Source organism: Pseudomonadales bacterium, from assembly GCA_024234615.1.
In the GTDB taxonomy this organism is placed as follows: Bacteria; Pseudomonadota; Gammaproteobacteria; order Pseudomonadales; family IMCC2047; genus JAJFKB01.
The window spans coordinates 422,650-440,200 of the sequence record JACKNY010000003.1 but is presented as its reverse complement, the minus strand read 5'-3'; the positions used below and the strand labels follow the sequence as shown (position 1 = coordinate 440,200).

At 46.7% G+C, this 17,551-nt stretch carries 15 protein-coding genes and 1 tRNA gene; 5 read left to right on the top strand and 11 right to left on the bottom strand.

The features are described from left to right. Positions 1-3 precede the first annotated feature (3 nt). From H6995_14810 to trxA, 4 genes are all read right to left on the bottom strand, one after another. Complete coding sequence (locus H6995_14810) at positions 4-741, bottom strand: NAD(P)H-flavin reductase (protein MCP5216269.1); 738 nt, start codon at positions 739-741, stop codon at positions 4-6. Positions 742-782: 41 nt separating this feature from the next. Further along, positions 783-2,249 (bottom strand): 4-hydroxy-3-polyprenylbenzoate decarboxylase, encoded by a 1,467-nt coding sequence (ubiD, locus tag H6995_14805; GenBank protein MCP5216268.1) that lies wholly within the window; start codon positions 2,247-2,249, stop codon positions 783-785. Positions 2,250-2,285: 36 nt separating this feature from the next. After that, complete coding sequence (rho, locus tag H6995_14800; protein MCP5216267.1) at positions 2,286-3,545, bottom strand: transcription termination factor Rho; 1,260 nt, start codon at positions 3,543-3,545, stop codon at positions 2,286-2,288. A gap of 211 nt (positions 3,546-3,756) precedes the next feature. Beyond that, positions 3,757-4,080, bottom strand: a complete 324-nt coding sequence (trxA, locus tag H6995_14795; GenBank protein MCP5216266.1) for a thioredoxin TrxA — start codon at positions 4,078-4,080, stop codon at positions 3,757-3,759. 157 nt (positions 4,081-4,237) lie between these two features. Between trxA and H6995_14790 the strand changes: the two genes are divergently transcribed. Then, positions 4,238-5,182, top strand: coding sequence for a hypothetical protein (locus H6995_14790; GenBank protein ID MCP5216265.1), 945 nt, complete (start codon positions 4,238-4,240; stop codon positions 5,180-5,182). An 8-nt stretch (positions 5,183-5,190) separates the two neighbouring features. On the opposite strand, the gene hemB is transcribed toward H6995_14790, so the two are convergent. Continuing rightward, positions 5,191-6,159 carry a porphobilinogen synthase gene (gene hemB / locus H6995_14785; protein MCP5216264.1) on the bottom strand — a complete coding sequence of 323 codons (969 nt, stop codon included), beginning with the start codon at positions 6,157-6,159 and terminating at the stop codon, positions 5,191-5,193. A gap of 140 nt (positions 6,160-6,299) precedes the next feature. On the opposite strand from hemB, the gene H6995_14780 reads away from it, so the two are divergent. Genes H6995_14780 through elbB form a run of 4 tightly spaced genes read left to right on the top strand, consistent with a single transcriptional unit; the run spans position 6,300 to position 11,060 of the window. Continuing rightward, positions 6,300-7,130, top strand: a complete 831-nt coding sequence (locus tag H6995_14780) for a sterol desaturase family protein (protein MCP5216263.1) — start codon at positions 6,300-6,302, stop codon at positions 7,128-7,130. Positions 7,131-7,149: 19 nt separating this feature from the next. After that, the gene (gene lpdA, locus H6995_14775; GenBank protein ID MCP5216262.1) at positions 7,150-9,285 is read left to right on the top strand and encodes a dihydrolipoyl dehydrogenase; all 2,136 of its coding nucleotides are present in this window, start codon (positions 7,150-7,152) and stop codon (positions 9,283-9,285) included. 46 nt (positions 9,286-9,331) lie between these two features. Continuing rightward, positions 9,332-10,387, top strand: coding sequence for a methyltransferase domain-containing protein (locus H6995_14770; protein MCP5216261.1), 1,056 nt, complete (start codon positions 9,332-9,334; stop codon positions 10,385-10,387). Positions 10,388-10,406: 19 nt separating this feature from the next. After that, a complete protein-coding gene (elbB, locus tag H6995_14765) occupies positions 10,407-11,060 on the top strand; it encodes an isoprenoid biosynthesis glyoxalase ElbB (GenBank protein MCP5216260.1) in 654 nt (217 codons plus the stop codon). A 6-nt stretch (positions 11,061-11,066) separates the two neighbouring features. On the opposite strand, the gene H6995_14760 is transcribed toward elbB, so the two are convergent. From H6995_14760 to rpoD, 6 genes are all read right to left on the bottom strand, one after another. After that, positions 11,067-11,498 carry a thioesterase family protein gene (locus H6995_14760; protein ID MCP5216259.1) on the bottom strand — a complete coding sequence of 144 codons (432 nt, stop codon included), beginning with the start codon at positions 11,496-11,498 and terminating at the stop codon, positions 11,067-11,069. Between the two features lie 12 nt (positions 11,499-11,510). Beyond that, positions 11,511-11,924 (bottom strand): GNAT family N-acetyltransferase, encoded by a 414-nt coding sequence (locus H6995_14755; protein ID MCP5216258.1) that lies wholly within the window; start codon positions 11,922-11,924, stop codon positions 11,511-11,513. Positions 11,925-12,066: 142 nt separating this feature from the next. Next, positions 12,067-13,068 carry a cyclase family protein gene (locus tag H6995_14750; protein MCP5216257.1) on the bottom strand — a complete coding sequence of 334 codons (1,002 nt, stop codon included), beginning with the start codon at positions 13,066-13,068 and terminating at the stop codon, positions 12,067-12,069. Between the two features lie 579 nt (positions 13,069-13,647). After that, positions 13,648-15,213, bottom strand: a complete 1,566-nt coding sequence (locus H6995_14745) for a M48 family metalloprotease (GenBank protein ID MCP5216256.1) — start codon at positions 15,211-15,213, stop codon at positions 13,648-13,650. A 321-nt stretch (positions 15,214-15,534) separates the two neighbouring features. Beyond that, positions 15,535-15,611 (bottom strand) — tRNA-Ile (locus H6995_14740). Positions 15,612-15,698: 87 nt separating this feature from the next. Further along, the gene (rpoD, locus tag H6995_14735) at positions 15,699-17,549 is read right to left on the bottom strand and encodes an RNA polymerase sigma factor RpoD (GenBank protein MCP5216255.1); all 1,851 of its coding nucleotides are present in this window, start codon (positions 17,547-17,549) and stop codon (positions 15,699-15,701) included. Positions 17,550-17,551 lie beyond the last annotated feature (2 nt).

The window sequence follows — 17,551 nt, the reverse complement described above, 5'->3', positions numbered from 1 at the left end:
CGGCTAATCGCCAGTATTTCGAGGCGCATAGCTAAACACATCTGAATAAGTATGCTCTTCTCTGAGGCCATGCTTGGCGAGTTCATCCAGGGTTGCATAGACCATGGTGGGTGAGCCGCTGATGCAAAGTCGACATTCCTCAAGGCTTTCGAAGTCCTGATGAATGGTTTGATAAAGCAGTCCCTCGCGGCCTAGCCACTGACAGCTTTCCTGTGCATCGCTGACCACCAAATGATAAAAAAAGTTGGGGTGGGCGCTATGCCACTCCTTTAACTGATCAAGATGATAGAACCCAGAAGCTTGTCGATTGCCCCAATACAGATGTACGGGGTTAGGCAGTTGGCGGGAAAATATTTCGTGCAACATACTTTTCATTTGCGCAAAGCCAGTCCCGGCAGCCACTAAGATAATGGGGACAGTTGGGTGTAACTTGAGGTCGTCCGGTAGGTAGCAATCCCCCAGAGGTAGCTCGACAGAGATAAATTGGCCTCTGCGCAACAGTGCGAATAGTTGTTGTGAAGACTTTTGTTCAGGTACTTGTAGGATATTAAGCTCAAGCCGGTCAGTCTCACGTGGTGAGCTGGCGATGGAAAAGGCACTGGCTTCTCCTTCAGGCAGTAGTATCTGCAAATATTGGCCTGCGGCAAAACTTACCTGACTGGGGTTTTCAGGTTCAAGCTCGATACAGTAAATATTCGAGTTAGCCGCAGTGCAGGATTTAACGAGGCAATTATGGCGCATTCGTCTCTCTTAATCACAAATGGGTGGTGCAAATCTTTTGATCAATCGATGCCTAGATCATTCCAAATAGTATCAATTTTATCTTTTACTACAGTATTCATTTTAATGGGTCGTCCCCATTCGCGACTGGTTTCTCCAGAGAGCTTACTGGTCGCATCAAAACCAATTTTTGAGCCTAAACCTGCTACGGGCGAAGCGAAGTCTAAGTAGTCAATCGGAGTATTTTCGATAATACAGGTATCGCGTGCTGGGTCCATACGGGTTGTCATGGCCCAGATAACATCCTGCCAATCACGCACATTGATATCCTCATCGGTGACGATAACAAATTTTGTATACATAAACTGACGCAAAAATGACCAAACTCCCATCATGATACGCTTAGCGTGTCCGGCATACTGTTTTCTGATGGATACAACGGCCAGACGGTAGGAACAACCTTCAGGCGGTAGATAGAAATCCACTATTTCGGGGAATTGTTTTTGTAGGATGGGTACAAAAACTTCGTTCAGAGCAACACCTAAAATGGCGGGTTCGTCTGGCGGCCTGCCAGTATAGGTGCTGTGGTAAATAGGATTGTTGCGATGAGTGATATGGGTAACTGTGAAAACGGGGAATTGCTCAACCTCGTTATAGTAGCCGGTGTGATCACCAAAAGGCCCTTCCTCTGCATTTTCACCGGCAGCAATATAGCCCTCTAGAATGATCTCAGCGTGCGCGGGAACCAATAAGTCGTTGCTGATGCACTTAACCAGCTCTGTTTTATGGCCTCGTAATAACCCGGCAAAGGCATATTCTGAGAGTGTGTCTGGAATTGGCGTTACCGCGCCCAACGTCGTTGCCGGGTCGGCGCCCAGAGCGACTGCGATAGGAAATGGCTGATTGGGATTGGTTTGCTGCCATTCCTTGAAATCAAGCGCGCCACCACGATGGGCGAGCCAGCGCATGATTAATTTGTTTTTACCGACCAGTTGTTGTCTGTAGATGCCGAGGTTTTGTCTTTCCTTATTCGGCCCCTGCGTGATGACGAGCGGCCAGGTAATAAGAGGCGATACATCTTCTGGCCAGCAGGTTTGAATGGGGAGTACGCTCAAGTCAACCTGTTCCTGGCTGAGGATATTTTCCTGGCAGGGCGCTCGGTCAACGACTTTGGGTGCCATATTCATTACTTGTTTGAAAATAGGCAGCTTCGACCAAGCGTCTTTTACTCCCTTGGGTGGGTCTGGCTCTTTCAAAAATGCCAATAGCTTGCCCACTTCTCGCAGGGAATCGGTGCTGTCCTGGCCCATACCGAGCGCCACCCGAGCCGTGGTGCCGAAAAGATTCGCCAGGATTGGAATGCTTGAACCTTTAGGGTTTTCAAAGAGTAATGCGGGGCCTTGCGAACGCAAGGTGCGATCACAGATCTCGGTTATTTCAAGATAAGGGTCAACCTCGGCTTTGACACGAACAAGCAGACCCTGTTTTTCAAGAGCATCAATAAACTCACGAAGGTCTTTGTATTGCATACGAGGTAAAAGGTTTTATCGAAAAACCGATTTAAACTAACCGCGCTTCATAGATAAGAAGAACTCGTCGTTAGTTTTAAAGTCCTTCAGTTTATCTAATAGAAATTCCATGGCTGGCGAATCTTCCATCGAGTTAAGCAGTTTACGTAGAATCCACATTTTCTGTAATTCATCTTCCGTGGTGAGCAATTCTTCACGACGAGTGCCTGAGCGGCGTATGTTAATGGCAGGATAAACGCGCTTTTCTGCAATTTTTCGATCCAAGTGAATTTCCATATTACCGGTGCCTTTGAATTCTTCGTAGATGACTTCATCCATTTTGGAGCCAGTATCGATCAGCGCAGTCGCGATAATGGTTAAACTGCCGCCCTCTTCAATATTTCGAGCAGCGCCAAAGAAACGCTTGGGGCGCTCCAGAGCATGTGCGTCCACGCCGCCAGTTAAGACCTTGCCGGAAGAAGGTACAGTCGTATTGTAAGCACGAGCTAAGCGAGTGATGGAATCTAGTAGGATGACGACATCTTTTTTGTGTTCGACCAGACGTTTGGCCTTCTCGATAACCATTTCGGCGACCTGAACGTGACGTGAAGGTGGTTCATCAAAGGTACTGGCAACCACTTCACCTCTTACCGAGCGTTGCATGTCGGTAACCTCTTCCGGACGTTCGTCGATTAGCAGAACAATCAGGTGGCAATCGGGGCTGTTATGCACGATGGATTGCGCAATATTTTGTAGCATTAGTGTCTTACCTGCCTTGGGCGGCGAGACAATCAGGCCTCGTTGGCCTTTACCGATAGGGGCGACGAGATCGATAACGCGGGCTGATAAATCTTCGGTGCTACCGTTGCCTCGTTCCAGCGTCATACGCTCATCTGGAAAGAGCGGTGTTAGGTTTTCAAATAGTATCTTATTCTTGGCGTTTTCCGGCTGGTCAAAATTAATTTCATTGACTTTTAATAATGCGAAATAACGTTCGCCATCTTTCGGTGGTCGAATTTTGCCAGAAATTGTATCGCCGGTACGCAGGTTGAAACGTCGTATTTGGCTGGGTGAAACGTAAATATCATCTGGCCCGGCTAAATAGGAGCTGTCGGCAGAGCGCAGGAAGCCAAAGCCATCCTGCAATATTTCTAAGATGCCATCCCCAAAAATATCTTCGCCACTTTTCGCGTGGCGTTTAAGAATGCTAAAAATAACATCCTGTTTACGGGAGCGGGCAAGGTTGTCTAGGCCGATTTCTTGGGCGATTTTTAGTAGTTCTGGGACAGGCTTTTGTTTTAATTCAGTTAGATTCATAGGAGTTATAATGCTAATTTTCGTGCTGTCGACATTACGTCGCGGCGGGATTAATTTTAGTTTGTTGTGAATGTTTGGGATTGAGATATGAAAGAAGGGATCAAAGAAGAATTCCCTGAAAAGCAAAGATAACACTCATTTTGCAGCGCGTCTAGTCATTACTAAAATTAAAATAGAATGCCCTCCGAGTATGCCGGAGGGTTCTAAAATCTTATAGATTGCTGTCTATGAAGGCGGCTAATTGAGATTTGGATAGTGCACCTACTTTGGTCGCTTCAACGTTACCATTTTTAAATAGCATCAGTGTCGGGATGCCGCGTATGCCATATTTTGGTGGAGTGGCTTCATTCTCATCAATATTGAGTTTGCAGACTTTTAGGCGACCGCTGTACTCTTTCGCGATCTCTTCTAAAACTGGCGCGACCATTTTACATGGCCCGCACCATTCGGCCCAATAATCCACTAATACCGGGGTATCTGATTGCAGCACGTCCTGTTCGAAGGAGCTGTCGCTTATTTGGCTAATCTCACTCATTATTTTCATGTTCCTGCTGATTTCAAGGAGGGATACTATATCACCAGTCTTGGCCAAGATTGAAGTGAAAATCTCCTGATCATCCCTTGGTGTAATTCAAAAGTTCTCTGCTATCCTTAAATGTGGTGTTTCTAGTTTTGATTTTCAAGGGTTGATTATGCAGGGAAATAACGCTCAAAGTATTCAGATTAATAGCGTTGGCCAGATGGCGGTTATCGATCTCGGCTCCAATAGTTTTCAAATGCTTTTAGTTGAAGTGTTGGGCGGGCGGATTGTTGAAATTGCGCGGTTCCGTGAAAAAATTCAACTGGCAGCCGGGCTGGATGTTAATTCTAATTTGCAGGAAACAGTGTTGCATCGGGCTTATCAGTGTTTACGGGGATTTGCTGAACACTTGGTCGGTATTGAGTGCTCTAATATTAGAATAGTAGGGACTGATGCGTTGCGGCGAGCAGTGAACAGGAAACAGTTTGTTGATAATGCCGCCGGCTTGTTAGGCGCGCCGGTACAAATTATTTCTGGTGAGGAAGAAGCAAAATTGATTTATCGGGGTGCTATTGCGTCAGTGGATCAACCTGAATTGGTGAGCTTGGTGATGGATATTGGCGGCGGTAGTACCGAATTGGCTGTAGGACAGGGCTCAGATGTGATCGCGCAAGCGAGTATTGCGTTGGGTTGTGTAGATTACACGCGGCGATTTTTTTCAGAGCAGAAGACTGACCAGCAACAATTTCTACGTGTGGTTAGGCTCATGCGCCAGACCTTAGGGTTACTCCCCGAGGAAATTCGCGTAGGACAATGGCAGCAGGCTATTGGGACTTCAGGAACTATTGCTTCCATCGAAAGGGTATTAGTCACTAATGAATGGTGCCCCAAAGGCATCAGTAAAGCTGGGTTAATGCGGTTGGTTTCCCATATTTGTTCGGGGCGGCCTATTGATGAGCTGGATATCAAGGGCATAAGTGCTGATAGAGCAGATATATTTATCGCGGGCGTCGCGATTACGCTAGCACTGTTCGAAGAGTTGGATTTGCAATACCTCAAAACCTCCCCTCAGGCGCTTAAGGAAGGTTTGATTTATGCGATGCTAGATGACATCTGACTCTGGTTTTAGCGATTAAGGATTTGCGCGGCACGTTTTGCAAAATAGGTAAAAATTGCGTCTGCTCCAGCGCGTTTAAAGCAGGTGAGCGACTCTAGAATCACCGCCTCTTCCTCCAGCCAGCCTTTTTCAAAGGCAGCCATATGCATGGCATACTCACCGCTGACCTGGTAGACAAGGGTTGGCATACCGAATTCATCTTTAATTCGTCTAATAATATCCAGGTAGGGCATACCAGGTTTAATCATCACCATATCAGCGCCTTCGGCAATATCCAGCTCCGTCTCGTGAAGCGCTTCGTTGCTGTTGGCTGGATCCATCTGATAACCCTTTTTGTGACTGCCACCAAAGTTGCTGGAGGAGCCGATGGCGTCTTTGTAGGGGCCGTAATATTTTGAGGCATATTTTGCGGAGTATGCCAGAATTCGGGTATTCGAATGATTTTCCGCTTCGAGCGCATCGCGAATTTCGCCGATTCTGCCATCCATCATATCCGACGGTGCAACAATATCGACGCCTGCGTCGGCGTGCGAAAGTGCCTGTTTGATCAGTACATCAATAGTAGCGTCATTAAGCACGTATCCGCTGTCGTCCGTAATGCCATCGTGTCCATCTAGGGTGTAGGGGTCGAGGGCAATGTCGGTGCTAATGCCTAGTTCTGGGCAGGCGTCCTTTACCTCTCTAATCGCTCTTTGTACTAGACCATCTGGGTTGTATGCCTCCGCGCCGTCAGCACTTTTTTGTGCTTGTGGAATATTTGGGAAAATTGCGATGGCTGGAATTCCCAAGGTAACTAGTTCGCGCGCTTCTTTTACCAACTCGTCTACTGAAAACCGTAATTGACCCGGCATGGTGGCGATAGGCTCGCGTTCAGCCTGACCTTCTTTAACAAAGACAGGGAAAATAAGGTCGTTCACCGTTAGTTCATTTTCACGCATTAAGCGCCGGGAAAAGTCATTGGCGCGCATACGCCGCATGCGGGTGTTTGGAAATGCTTTATTGGATGTATTAAGAGGCACCTTAGCTTCCCTTTATAACAAAGACAAAATATGAGGGCTAGGCTACCATGTTGCGATCTATAGCAAAAGTACCCGTATTTAATCCGAGGCATTAATCCGTGAGCGAGCAGTGGTTAGCGAATGAGGTTGTTATTAGGCTAGGCGTTACGTTCGGTTTGTTGGTCTTGCTGGTGCTAGCGGAGTTTGTGATTCCGCGTAAAGGTCGTGTACAAAAGCGCCATACCCGCTGGGTCGGGAATGGGCTTTTACAATTAAGTAATTTGTTGGTTATACGCTTTGCATTACCCTGGATAGTACCTACTAGTATTGCGGCTTTGGTGGCGCAGAAAGGAATAGGCATCTTCAATTGGCTAGCCATTTCAGAGTGGGCTATTTTTGGGCTAAGCATTTTGGTGTTGGATTTAGCCATTTATTGGCAGCACCGGCTAATGCATGTGGTTCCAGTGTTGTGGCGTTTGCATAAAGTGCATCATGCTGACGTAGACGTCGATGTGACAACTGCGTTGCGGTTCCATCCGCTGGAAATCATTTTTTCCCTAGGTATTAAATCGACAGTGGTGTGGATCTTCGGGATACCGGTCGAGGCCATTATTTTATTTGCCCTACTGCTTAACGGCATGGCCATGTTCAATCATGCAAATATTAATTTGCCGTTGAGATTGGATCGAGCACTAAGATACTTTGTGGTTACGCCTGATATGCACAGGATTCATCATTCCGTTATTCGCAGAGAGCAAGATAGCAATTTTGGATTTAACCTGAGTTGTTGGGATAGGCTGTTTTCCAGCTATAGAAAGCTACCGGAGCATGGGCAGCAAAAGATGCTGCTGGGGTTGTATGAAACTAATGGGCAGAATACGGGGTCTGTTATTTGGATGTTAAAGCAGCCGTTTGCACGAATAGAGGATAGTGTAAAGAGCAGGCGTTGATCGCATAAAGGAACCAGAAATGAATTCAAAAAAAATTACGGTGCTGTCAATAATTGTCCTGTTGGTGGTTGTGTTTGTTGTTTTCGATTTATCTCAATTTCTAACGATAGAGTATTTTAAGCTGCAAAAGGCAGCAATTAACGAATTTTATCAGCAAAAACCGTTGGAAACGGTAGTGCTCTATAGCCTTATTTATATTGCGGTGACGGGCCTTTCGCTGCCGGGTGCTGCCGTATTAACACTGATTGGTGGTGCTATCTTCGGGCTTTGGTTTGGGGTACTGATAGTCTCTTTTGCCAGCACCATCGGTGCGACGGTTGCGTTTTTAATGTCCCGGTTGTTGCTGAAAGATTGGGTGCAGGAAAGATTTGGAGCAAAGCTGAAAGTGATCAATCAGGGTATCGAAAAGGATGGCGCTTTTTATCTTTTCACGCTACGTCTAGTGCCGGTTTTCCCCTTTTTTGTGATTAACCTAGTAATGGGGCTTACCCCGATTCACGTGCTTCAGTTTTTTGTTATCAGTCAATTAGGTATGCTGCCAGGCACTTTCGTATATGTAAATGCTGGTACTCAGTTAGCTCAAATTGAGTCAGCGGCGGGGATACTGTCGCCCGGCTTGCTGTTGTCCTTTGTCATGCTTGGTGTTTTTCCTCTACTTGCAAAAAAACTGGTTAGTCTAGTACAAGCAAAAAAAATTCTCCGAACGTACAGTAAACCCCAAAAATTTGATACCAATCTGGTTGTGATAGGCGCGGGTTCTGGTGGTTTGGTCACTGCTTATATCGCAGCAGCTGTGAAAGCTAAAGTGACTCTCATTGAGAAAGATTTGATGGGTGGAGACTGCCTAAATACGGGCTGTATTCCTAGCAAGGCATTGATTCGATCTGCGAAAATTAACCACTATATCAGTCGTGCTGAAGAGTTTGGGCTAAAGGCTGTACCATCTGGCGTTGATTTTCCAGCAGTGATGGGGCGAATTCAGTCCATAATTAAGCAGGTTGAACCCCATGATTCGGTTGAACGTTACACCAGCCTGGGAGTGGACTGTGTGCAGGGTGAAGCCAAAATCGTTTCTCCTTATCGAGTTGAAGTCAATGGCCGAGAAATTACCACACCCAGGATAGTTATTGCCACTGGTGCGCGTCCGTTTGTGCCGCCAATAAAGGGCGTCGAGGCGATTGGCCATTTAACTTCTGATAATATTTGGCAGTTGCAAGAACAGCCTGCAAGGCTTTTGGTGGTTGGTGCAGGGCCTATTGGTTGCGAATTGGCACAGAGCTTTGCCCGACTGGGATCCCAGGTTACTTTGCTGGATATGGCGCCTAAAATAATGCCGAGAGAAGATGAAGACGTTTCTGGTTTTATGTATCAACGGTTACAGGCGGAGGGGATTTCAATCAAGCTTTCCCATAAGCCAATTGAGTTTGCCGAGGTAGAGGATAAAAAGTACCTTGATGCGGAATCTGCAGGTGCAACGACTCGTATCTATTTTGATCAGGTAGTGATAGCCGTCGGCAGAAAGGCAAACACGCAAGGATTTGGGTTAGAAAATCTGAATATCGATTTGACGCCACAGGGAGCCATTCGGGTCAATGAGTATTTGCAGACAAACTACCCTAATATCTACGCTTGCGGTGATGTCGCCGGTCCCTACCAGTTCACGCATACCGCGTCACATCAAGCCTGGTACGCGGCAGTGAATGCGCTGTTTGGGCGTTTCAGAAAGTTTAAGGTAGATTACTCAGTGATTCCTTGGGCAACCTTTACCGACCCGGAAGTTGCACGCGTGGGGCTAAATGAACAGGATGCAAAGCAACAGGGCATAGACTATGAGGTAACCCGTTTTGCAATTGAAGAGCTGGATCGTGCGATTGCCGATGGTGAAAACCATGGTTTTATCAAGGTGTTAACCGTGTCGGGTAAAGATAAGATTTTAGGCGTTACCATCGTGGGTTATCATGCGGCGGAAATAATTGCCGAGTATATTCTGGCGATGAAGCAGGGCATCGGGTTGAATAAGATATTGGGCACTATTCATATTTATCCGACACTTTCGGAGGCTAATAAGTTTGTCGCCGGTAACTGGAAGCGCGCCCATGCTCCGGAAAAATTATTGGAATATGTGGCGCGATTTCATGCATTTGTGCGCGGTTAAACCGACCGAACTAAACAGTCAAATTTTAAAAAGATGAGCACAAAAAATGACAATCTCAGTTCAAGACGAAGTGAAAAATTACTACGGTGAAGTTCTGCAAGGTTCAGAGGACCTCAAAACCAACGCCTGTTGTACGGATGCTGCAATGCCTAGTTATTTGAAAGCAGTACTGAGCAAGGTGCATGATGAAGTGCTGAGCCGTTATTACGGTTGCGGACTGGTCGCACCCGAGCAGCTTAAGGGTATGCGTATTCTTGATCTGGGTAGCGGTTCGGGACGAGATTGTTATGCATTATCCGCGTTGGTTGGTGAAAGTGGTTATGTGGTGGGTGTGGACATGACCGATGCACAATTGGAAGTCGCCAACCGCCATCTTGATTACCATCGCCAACAGTTCGGCTATACCAAGTCCAATGTCGAATTTCACAAAGGCTATATCGAAAAACTGGATGAGCTGGGTTTTGCTGATGCGAGCTTTGATATCATCGTCTCCAACTGTGTTATTAATTTATCGTCTGACAAGGAAGCGGTATTAAAACAGGCCTATCGGTTGTTAAAGCCGGGTGGTGAAATGTATTTTTCCGATGTTTATTCCGACCGACGCGTTCCCGCAGAGCTAGTCGCCGACCCGGTGCTTTATGGTGAGTGTTTGGGGGGTGCGCTGTATTGGCATGATTTTATCGGTATGGCTAAACAGGCTGGGTTCGGTGATCCGCGTTTGGTTGAAAGCCGCGAATTGAGTATTGAAAATGACCTGATCAAGCGTAAATTGGAAGGCATTCGCTTCTATTCTGCAACTTATCGTTTATTTAAGGTTCTGGAGTTGGAGCCCTCATCTGAAAATTACGGCCAGTCTGTTATATACCGTGGCACCATTGAGTACCATCCACAGGTTTTCGTTTTTGATACAAACTTTCGGCTCCCCAAGGGCGAAGCTACTCCTGTGTGTGGCAATACCTATCGAATGCTAAAGCAGTCGCGCTTTCAGCAACACTTTGATTTTATCGGCAGCTGGGATCGACACTTGGGTATTTTTGAACAGGCGGGGTGCTATATCCCATTTAACCAAATGGAAACACCCAGTCGCGGCTGCTGTAGTTAATGAACGGAGGGAATATGCAATGGCTAAAGTAGCAGTCGTGTTGGCGGGTTGTGGTGTTTATGATGGGACAGAAGTTTATGAGGCGGTTTGTACTTTGCTAGCGCTGGATAAAGCAAATGCAGAGGTGCAGTGCTTCGCGCCGAATGTTGAACAAATGCACGTCGTTAATCATCTGACAGGGGAAGTGGTTCCCGGTGAGAAGCGTAACGTATTGATCGAGGCTGGTCGGATATGTCGCGGACAGGTTAAGGATATCGCACAAGCCGAGGTGGTCGATTTTGATGCGCTGATTGTTCCCGGTGGTTTTGGTGCAGCTAAAAACCTCTGTGACTTTGCGGTTAAGGGAGCCGACTGTGAGTTGAACCCAGACTTTCTTCGCTTTGCTCAAGCCATGCATTGCGCCGCCAAACCGATCGGATTGATTTGCATAGCACCAGCGATGTCGGTCGCCATCTGCGGAGCAGGTGTCGAATGCACAATCGGCAATGATGCGGGAACTGCCGCCGCTTTGGCGTCAATGGGGGCTGTGCATAGGGAATGTCCAGTGGAAAAAGCCTGGGTCGATCAAGAGAGAAAGTTGGTCACTACGCCCGCCTACATGCTTGCCAATCGTATTAGCGATGCCGCTGTCGGTATTGAACAATGCGTGAAAGAGGTGCTGGCGTTGATTTGAGATTGTTTAGGTGGTTGCTTGAAACTCATCTCTAGCAAGTAGATTTGCCCATTTTTGTTTTACATTTTCCGGCAAAGGACAGGACTTGCGTGTATTTCGGTCAAAATGCACGCCAACACATTCACAGGATGCAGCTTCTTGCCCGGTTTCTGCGTTATACATGTAATGGATAAAACGAATGACCTTTTCTGTCACTTCGAGTGGCTGGGTTTTAACGATGAGCAAATCGCCGGCCATGACTTCTGCCCGGTACTTCATTTTTTGCTCCAACGCGGCCATGCCTTTATTGGTTTCTTTAATATAGTCGGAGGTGATGCCGATCATCGACAGAAAATGCCAAGTACCCTCATCAAATTTTGCGGTATACCACTGCACATTCATGTGCCCCATATGGTCTAGTTGATTCGGATATACGATACCGCGATAGGTTTCTATCATGACATCAGGCTCCTAAGTTTGCGCACTGATGGAAGGTAATTGTTTTTGCCAAAATAATGCTTTTCCCAAGCGAGGATCAATTTCGTAACCCGCATATCCAAGCTTTTTGTATGCGGCTTGTGCGGTCTGGTTACCCTCTAAAACCTCCAGCGTCACTTTGCAGCATCCTCTTTCCCGGGCAATGGCCTCTACCTTGTCTAACATGCGTCGACATAATCCGAGTCCGCGATATTCATCGCATACCATGACATCATGAATATTAATAACGGGTTTGCATGCAAAGGTGGAAAAAGCTTGAAAACAATTAACCAAACCTGCTGCTTCGTCGTCGACATAGCAGAGAATACTGAAGGCCTGAGGTATTTTGGCAAGTGCTGAAACAAGTGAAGTTTTCACATTGTCTCGTAACGCTTCGCCTCCTCCCATTGGATCCAGTGCGTAGATATTTAGCAGATCGACGATTTCCTTTGCTTGTCGCCGGTTGCTGTAGTCAGCCTGAAAGACATTAATATCCAAAGTTTTTCCTTGCTTCAAATGAGTATCAAAATATTGGATTCTATCCAGGTTGCTATCTCACCGCAAAAGGTCGTGCTGGTGAACCGGTAGCGCCCTTAAAGGGTATCGCGCCGAAGACGAAAGCGAATTCGTATACCTGATCTGCTAGCAAACTACGAAAGTCTACGTTTTCCATAATATAGATGCCATTTTCCACGAGGAATTTTTGATGGTTAGGCGCAAAAATAGTTGGATCGGGGCCAGGAATTGCCTCAACCGCCCAATTGTCTGAGCCTACTAATACCACTTTTTTTGCGACGAGCCAATCGCCAGCCTGGGCAGATAGCCCAGGCGTGCAGCTATTGAATTTTTTATTGTCGGTTTTCCAGAGTGCGCCCCAACCAGTGTAATAAAAAAGCGCATCTCCGGGTTGAATGCTTGCTTCGCTTTGTCCTTGAGCGATTAAGGCTGCTTTTAAATCGGCAACGGAAATTTCCTCAGAGCAGGCCAGCATGCGTTTTTTATAACCTGCAATATCAATAAGGATTCCTCGGGTAAAGATCGGTTTAACCTGTTCAACACCTAATTTCTTGAAGCCCCTGCCGCTGCCGATATCCGCATGCGAAAGACCATTATAGTAGCGAATATCTTTAAGATTTTTCACGTCGCCTACGACGGTCGCCATGTGGCTGAGAGAATCAAATTGGGTGCCGTCCTGGGATAGGTGTCCAGCAATATAGTCTTCATTCCAGACCAGTTGGTTATCCCCCATCGGGCCCCAGGAGGGTGCCCCCGGCACGGTTAAGGTATATTTGCGGTCTTCAGGCGTTAACTCAAATAGCGGCATATCCTCTTCGAAAATATGGGCCATATCATAGATCTTGCCGGTTTTTATTAGGCTCGCCGCTTGTAATACTTTTGTAGGGTTCAGGCGATTGAGCGCACCCAGTTGGTCATCTGAGCCCCATTCAGAAGGCCACCACTTTTTTTGTGATGGTTCAGCAGCAAAACTTGGATAAGGGGCTACAAACAACCCCAAAATAAATATCAATAATACGGAGCGATGGTTAAGCACGTCGACTCTCCTTTAAAGTTATTTCAATAACAAGAAATTAAGGCGTTAATCAGAGTTTCCTCAACGCTATTACAGCTTAGTTTTACAAAAATTGCGATACGCGCCTATATCCTGAGCTCTGCCGAGCCAACTTTCCAGCGTTTTAGCTGCAAATAGGAAGACTTAAAATTGGTGTAATTGGTTCTACGGTATCATTGCGACCTGATTAGCAAAGAGTTAAAGAAAAGTTGCCTCTAAAAATTAATTACTGTATAAATAAACAGTAATTAAAAGCAAATGCACTCTGGAGATACCGTGATGCAATTCAGAAGACCAAGACTATCGGTAATTCAGGATTCTAACTGCCTAGGACGGCAACGATTTAAAGATCATATCACTGGCGAAGAACTAAATAGCCATAAAATATTGGAGCGGATGAATGCGGGCATATACTCGCGCTATCATGTCCGGCACCTGAATCTATCAGTGGTATCTGGCCGCTGTTCGATGGGGTCGCATTGAGCGACAACCTGTCTGACATTGCGTCTGGAAACCTGATAAGTTTGCTTTAAGGGTAAGCATCTATGCCGATTTAGCGACTCACTGGTTTAACGAGCCAACTGCTTGTGCTGCTATGACTTCAGTGCGGTATTGTCCAGCTTCATCCGCTGTTTTGAAGGGGCCAAAGGTTGTTTTTATCGCCTGTTGCTGACCCGGTTCAAGTGCTCCTGGCAGCGTGAAGTTGGCGGTAGCGCCAACGGGATAACCGTTTACCATTTTATCCAGTTTAAGGGTAACTGCTGTGACTGCAATGTTCGCTTGGTTTTTAACCGCGATCATCAAATATCCATCTTCACTCAAGTAGGCTTTGCTTAACACATATTTGCTGGGAGATTTTGGCAACTCCAGCATGGTTATTTTTGACATAGCCTGTTGTCCCAAATCGCCGCCAGAAGTTGCCGCACTTTGGTAGTACTTTAGTGCAGCCGCCTGGTCGTTATCTTTAAGGGATAGCTCGCCGAGTATAAAACTTGCGGCTTGAGTCGGTAGCAGTTGATTACTATGTTCGAGATCCTGACGGGCCAGAGCCTGTTTTTTTTGTTCGTAACGCAACACTCCTCGTGCCAAGTAATGACTAAACAGGTTGGGGTTCTTATCGATAGCGGTCGTAAAGGCTTTTTCAGCATTATTGGGATCTTTTTGCATTTTCCAGGCGTGCCCGCGTAGTTCCCAAAAATAGCCGTCTTTGGGTTGAATTTTGATCGCTTTATCCAAGTATGTCAGCGCAAGCTTGGGATTTTTTTGCTGTAAAGCCTTGATTGCTTCCTCCTCCGCCTTATAGGCAGGTGCATCTTTTTTCAACTGAGCTATCTTGCTTTGATAGCGGCTTACGTACAGCTCCCCTTTGGGCAGACTTTTTGCTTTTTCTGTATTAGCCTCGACCCGCTCCTGGGAGGGAGGGTGGCTCGCGAATAGCCCGCTAATAAAATCAGTTTGTCGGCCCTCGCTTAGTTTGACAAAAGTTTGCTGTAATCGAACGGCGCCGTACGGGTCATAGCCCGCCTTCGACATATATTCCATTCCATAGTAATCAGACTCTAACTCTGCTGAGCGACCATACCTTGCCATCCAGGCGGCAGCGCCAACCTGAATGGCAGTATTAGCGAGTTGACTGTAGTTACTATCGGCTAGAGTAAGTCCAAGTATTTGTGCGCCAGCACCTATAAAAGTACCGCGAGTCATTTGTGCAGCACTATGCCGGGCTGCGGCATGAACAATTTCATGTCCAAGGACGGCCGCCAATTCTGCTTCATTGTCGAGGTGTGACAGCAGGCCTCGATTGATGGCGATCTTACCACCGGGAAGCGCCCAGGCATTAGGTACCGAGTTATTCAGTACCACAAACTCGTAAGGTAAGTCTGGGCGGTCGCTCACTGCTGCTAGTTTATTACCTACTTCTTTAATGTAGCTCTGTAAATTGGGATCGATATAATAAATACCGCCCTGTGCTTGCTGAGAGGGGCGGTAATTTTGCTCGCCGATAGCGATTTCCTGGGAGTTCGAAACAAGGGACAGTTCATTTTTGCCGGTAACGGGGTTGACGCTACAACCGACGGCTGTCAGAAAAAAAATGACGATAGATAGACGAGTCACTATCCTTTTCATTCAAAACTCCTTTCCTGTGGACGAAACAGGATGGTGGATTGGTTTAGCCACAAATCATAAAAGCTGTACTGTACTAAATTGTGAAAGGAGTGGAAATGCTAACAGGAGAACAGATTGCCAAGGATATTAAAATGTAAAGGCTGGAATTAATAGATGAAAGGTAAATGGGCACTTACTTTTAATGAGCCTGCCCTTTGCGGGGGTAGGTCGGCGGTCTGCATTAAGTCGTTGTTAAGCGTGGAGTTAGTTTTAGGAATAAAGGTGGACGAGCGATCATGGTTTTAAGTCAAGCCAAAGGACGCCGTGTTGTAAGGCAGTGAATGGTGGGCCTTCCCAGACTTGAACTGGGGACCTGCCGATTATGAGTCGGATGCTCTAACCAACTGAGCTAAAGGCCCATTCTTACTTTTTCAGAGATAATTCTTCTGATTTAGGGGTAATAACGGCGCAGCGCATTATAATGTGCTGTATTATTTTTGACCAGGCTAATCATCCAGGAAGCTACGCAGGTGCTCTGAACGGCTCGGGTGGCGCAGTTTTCTAAGTGCTTTGGCTTCAATTTGTCGAATTCGCTCACGGGTGACGTCGAATTGTTTGCCCACTTCTTCCAGGGTATGGTCGGTATTCATATTGATGCCGAAGCGCATACGCAGTACCTTTGCTTCCCGTGCGGTCAGTCCAGCTAAGACGTCTTTGGTTGCTTCTTTCAAACCTGAGCCTGTCGCTGAGTCAATTGGCGAGTCGATGTTGATGTCTTCGATAAAATCCCCCAGATGGGAATCTTCGTCATCGCCAATCGGCGTTTCCATGGAAATAGGTTCTTTTGAAATTTTTAGTACTTTACGGATTTTATCTTCCGGCATCTCCATCCGCTCACCGAGTTCTTCCGGTGTCGGCTCACGACCCATCTCCTGTAGCATTTGCCGGGAAATTCGGTTGAGCTTATTAATCGTCTCAATCATGTGTACAGGAATTCGAATAGTTCTTGCTTGATCTGCAATCGAACGAGTGATTGCTTGGCGAATCCACCAGGTGGCATAAGTTGAGAACTTATAGCCGCGACGGTATTCAAATTTATCTACGGCCTTCATCAGGCCAATATTACCTTCCTGAATTAGATCAAGAAATTGCAGGCCGCGATTGGTATATTTCTTGGCGATGGAGATCACTAGTCGCAGGTTGGCTTCCACCATTTCCTTTTTCGCGCGTCGCGCCTTGGCCTCACCAATCGACATATGGCGATTGATTTCCTTCACTTCGGCAATACTAATACTTAGGCTACTTTCCATCTGCTTGAGTTTTTTCTGCGCGCGCACAATGTCGCCTCGATACTGCTCCAGCCCTTCGGAAAACTCGTGACCGCCAGCGATCATCTCGTCAAGCCAAGCTGAATCGGTTTCGTTGCCCATAAATTTTTTGATAAAGAGCTTACGCGGCATTTTGAGCGTACGTGTACAGGTGTGTAGTACGAAACGCTCTTGTTCACGAATAAAGGTAAGCGCCGTGCGAATGTGGTTAACAAGTCGTTCGTAGTGGCGAGGTGTTAATTTAAACGGTGAAAATATTTCGCCTAATATAGCCTGTTGAGCGCGTGCCTTTGGTGAACCGGAGCCATACTTTTTGACGGCTTCGTTAACTTTTTTGAGCTGTACTTCAAGCTCACCCATACGCCGGGCGGTTTCTTCTGGGTCGGGACCGCGTTCTACCTCATCATCACTATCTGAGCTATCGCTGTCGTCATCATCGTCATCGTCATCATCATTGTCTTTATTATTCGCTTTTGCGGCATCTGGTGAATTAGCTGCCGGTGGTAGTATTTCACCGCCATCGTCATCAATGTAACCGCTTAAAATATCGCTAATGCGACCCTCTTCTGCAATGGCAGTATGGTATGCAGTAAGAATGGACTGAACGGCTTCAGGAAAGCTCGCAAGTGCAGTCATTACTTCGCGAATACCTTCTTCAATACGCCGGGCGATAACGATTTCACCTTCACGGGTAAGAAGTTCCACAGTACCCATTTCGCGCATATACATGCGTACTGGATCGGTGGTTCGACCAACATCGCTCTCGACGGCTGCTAATGCAGCAGCGGCTTCTTCGGCAACATCATCATCAGCGGCATCAGTGAGGAGGCGGGCTTCCATATCTGGCGCCACCTCATCCACGGTGATGCCCATATCATTGATCATGCGAATAATGTCTTCTACTTGATCAGGATCTGAAATGTCCTCCGGAAGATGGTCATTAACCTCTGCGTAAGTCAGATAGCCCTGTTCCTTACCGCGTGCGATAAGATCTTTCAATCGGGATTTTTGTTCCGAAGTATCTACCATAG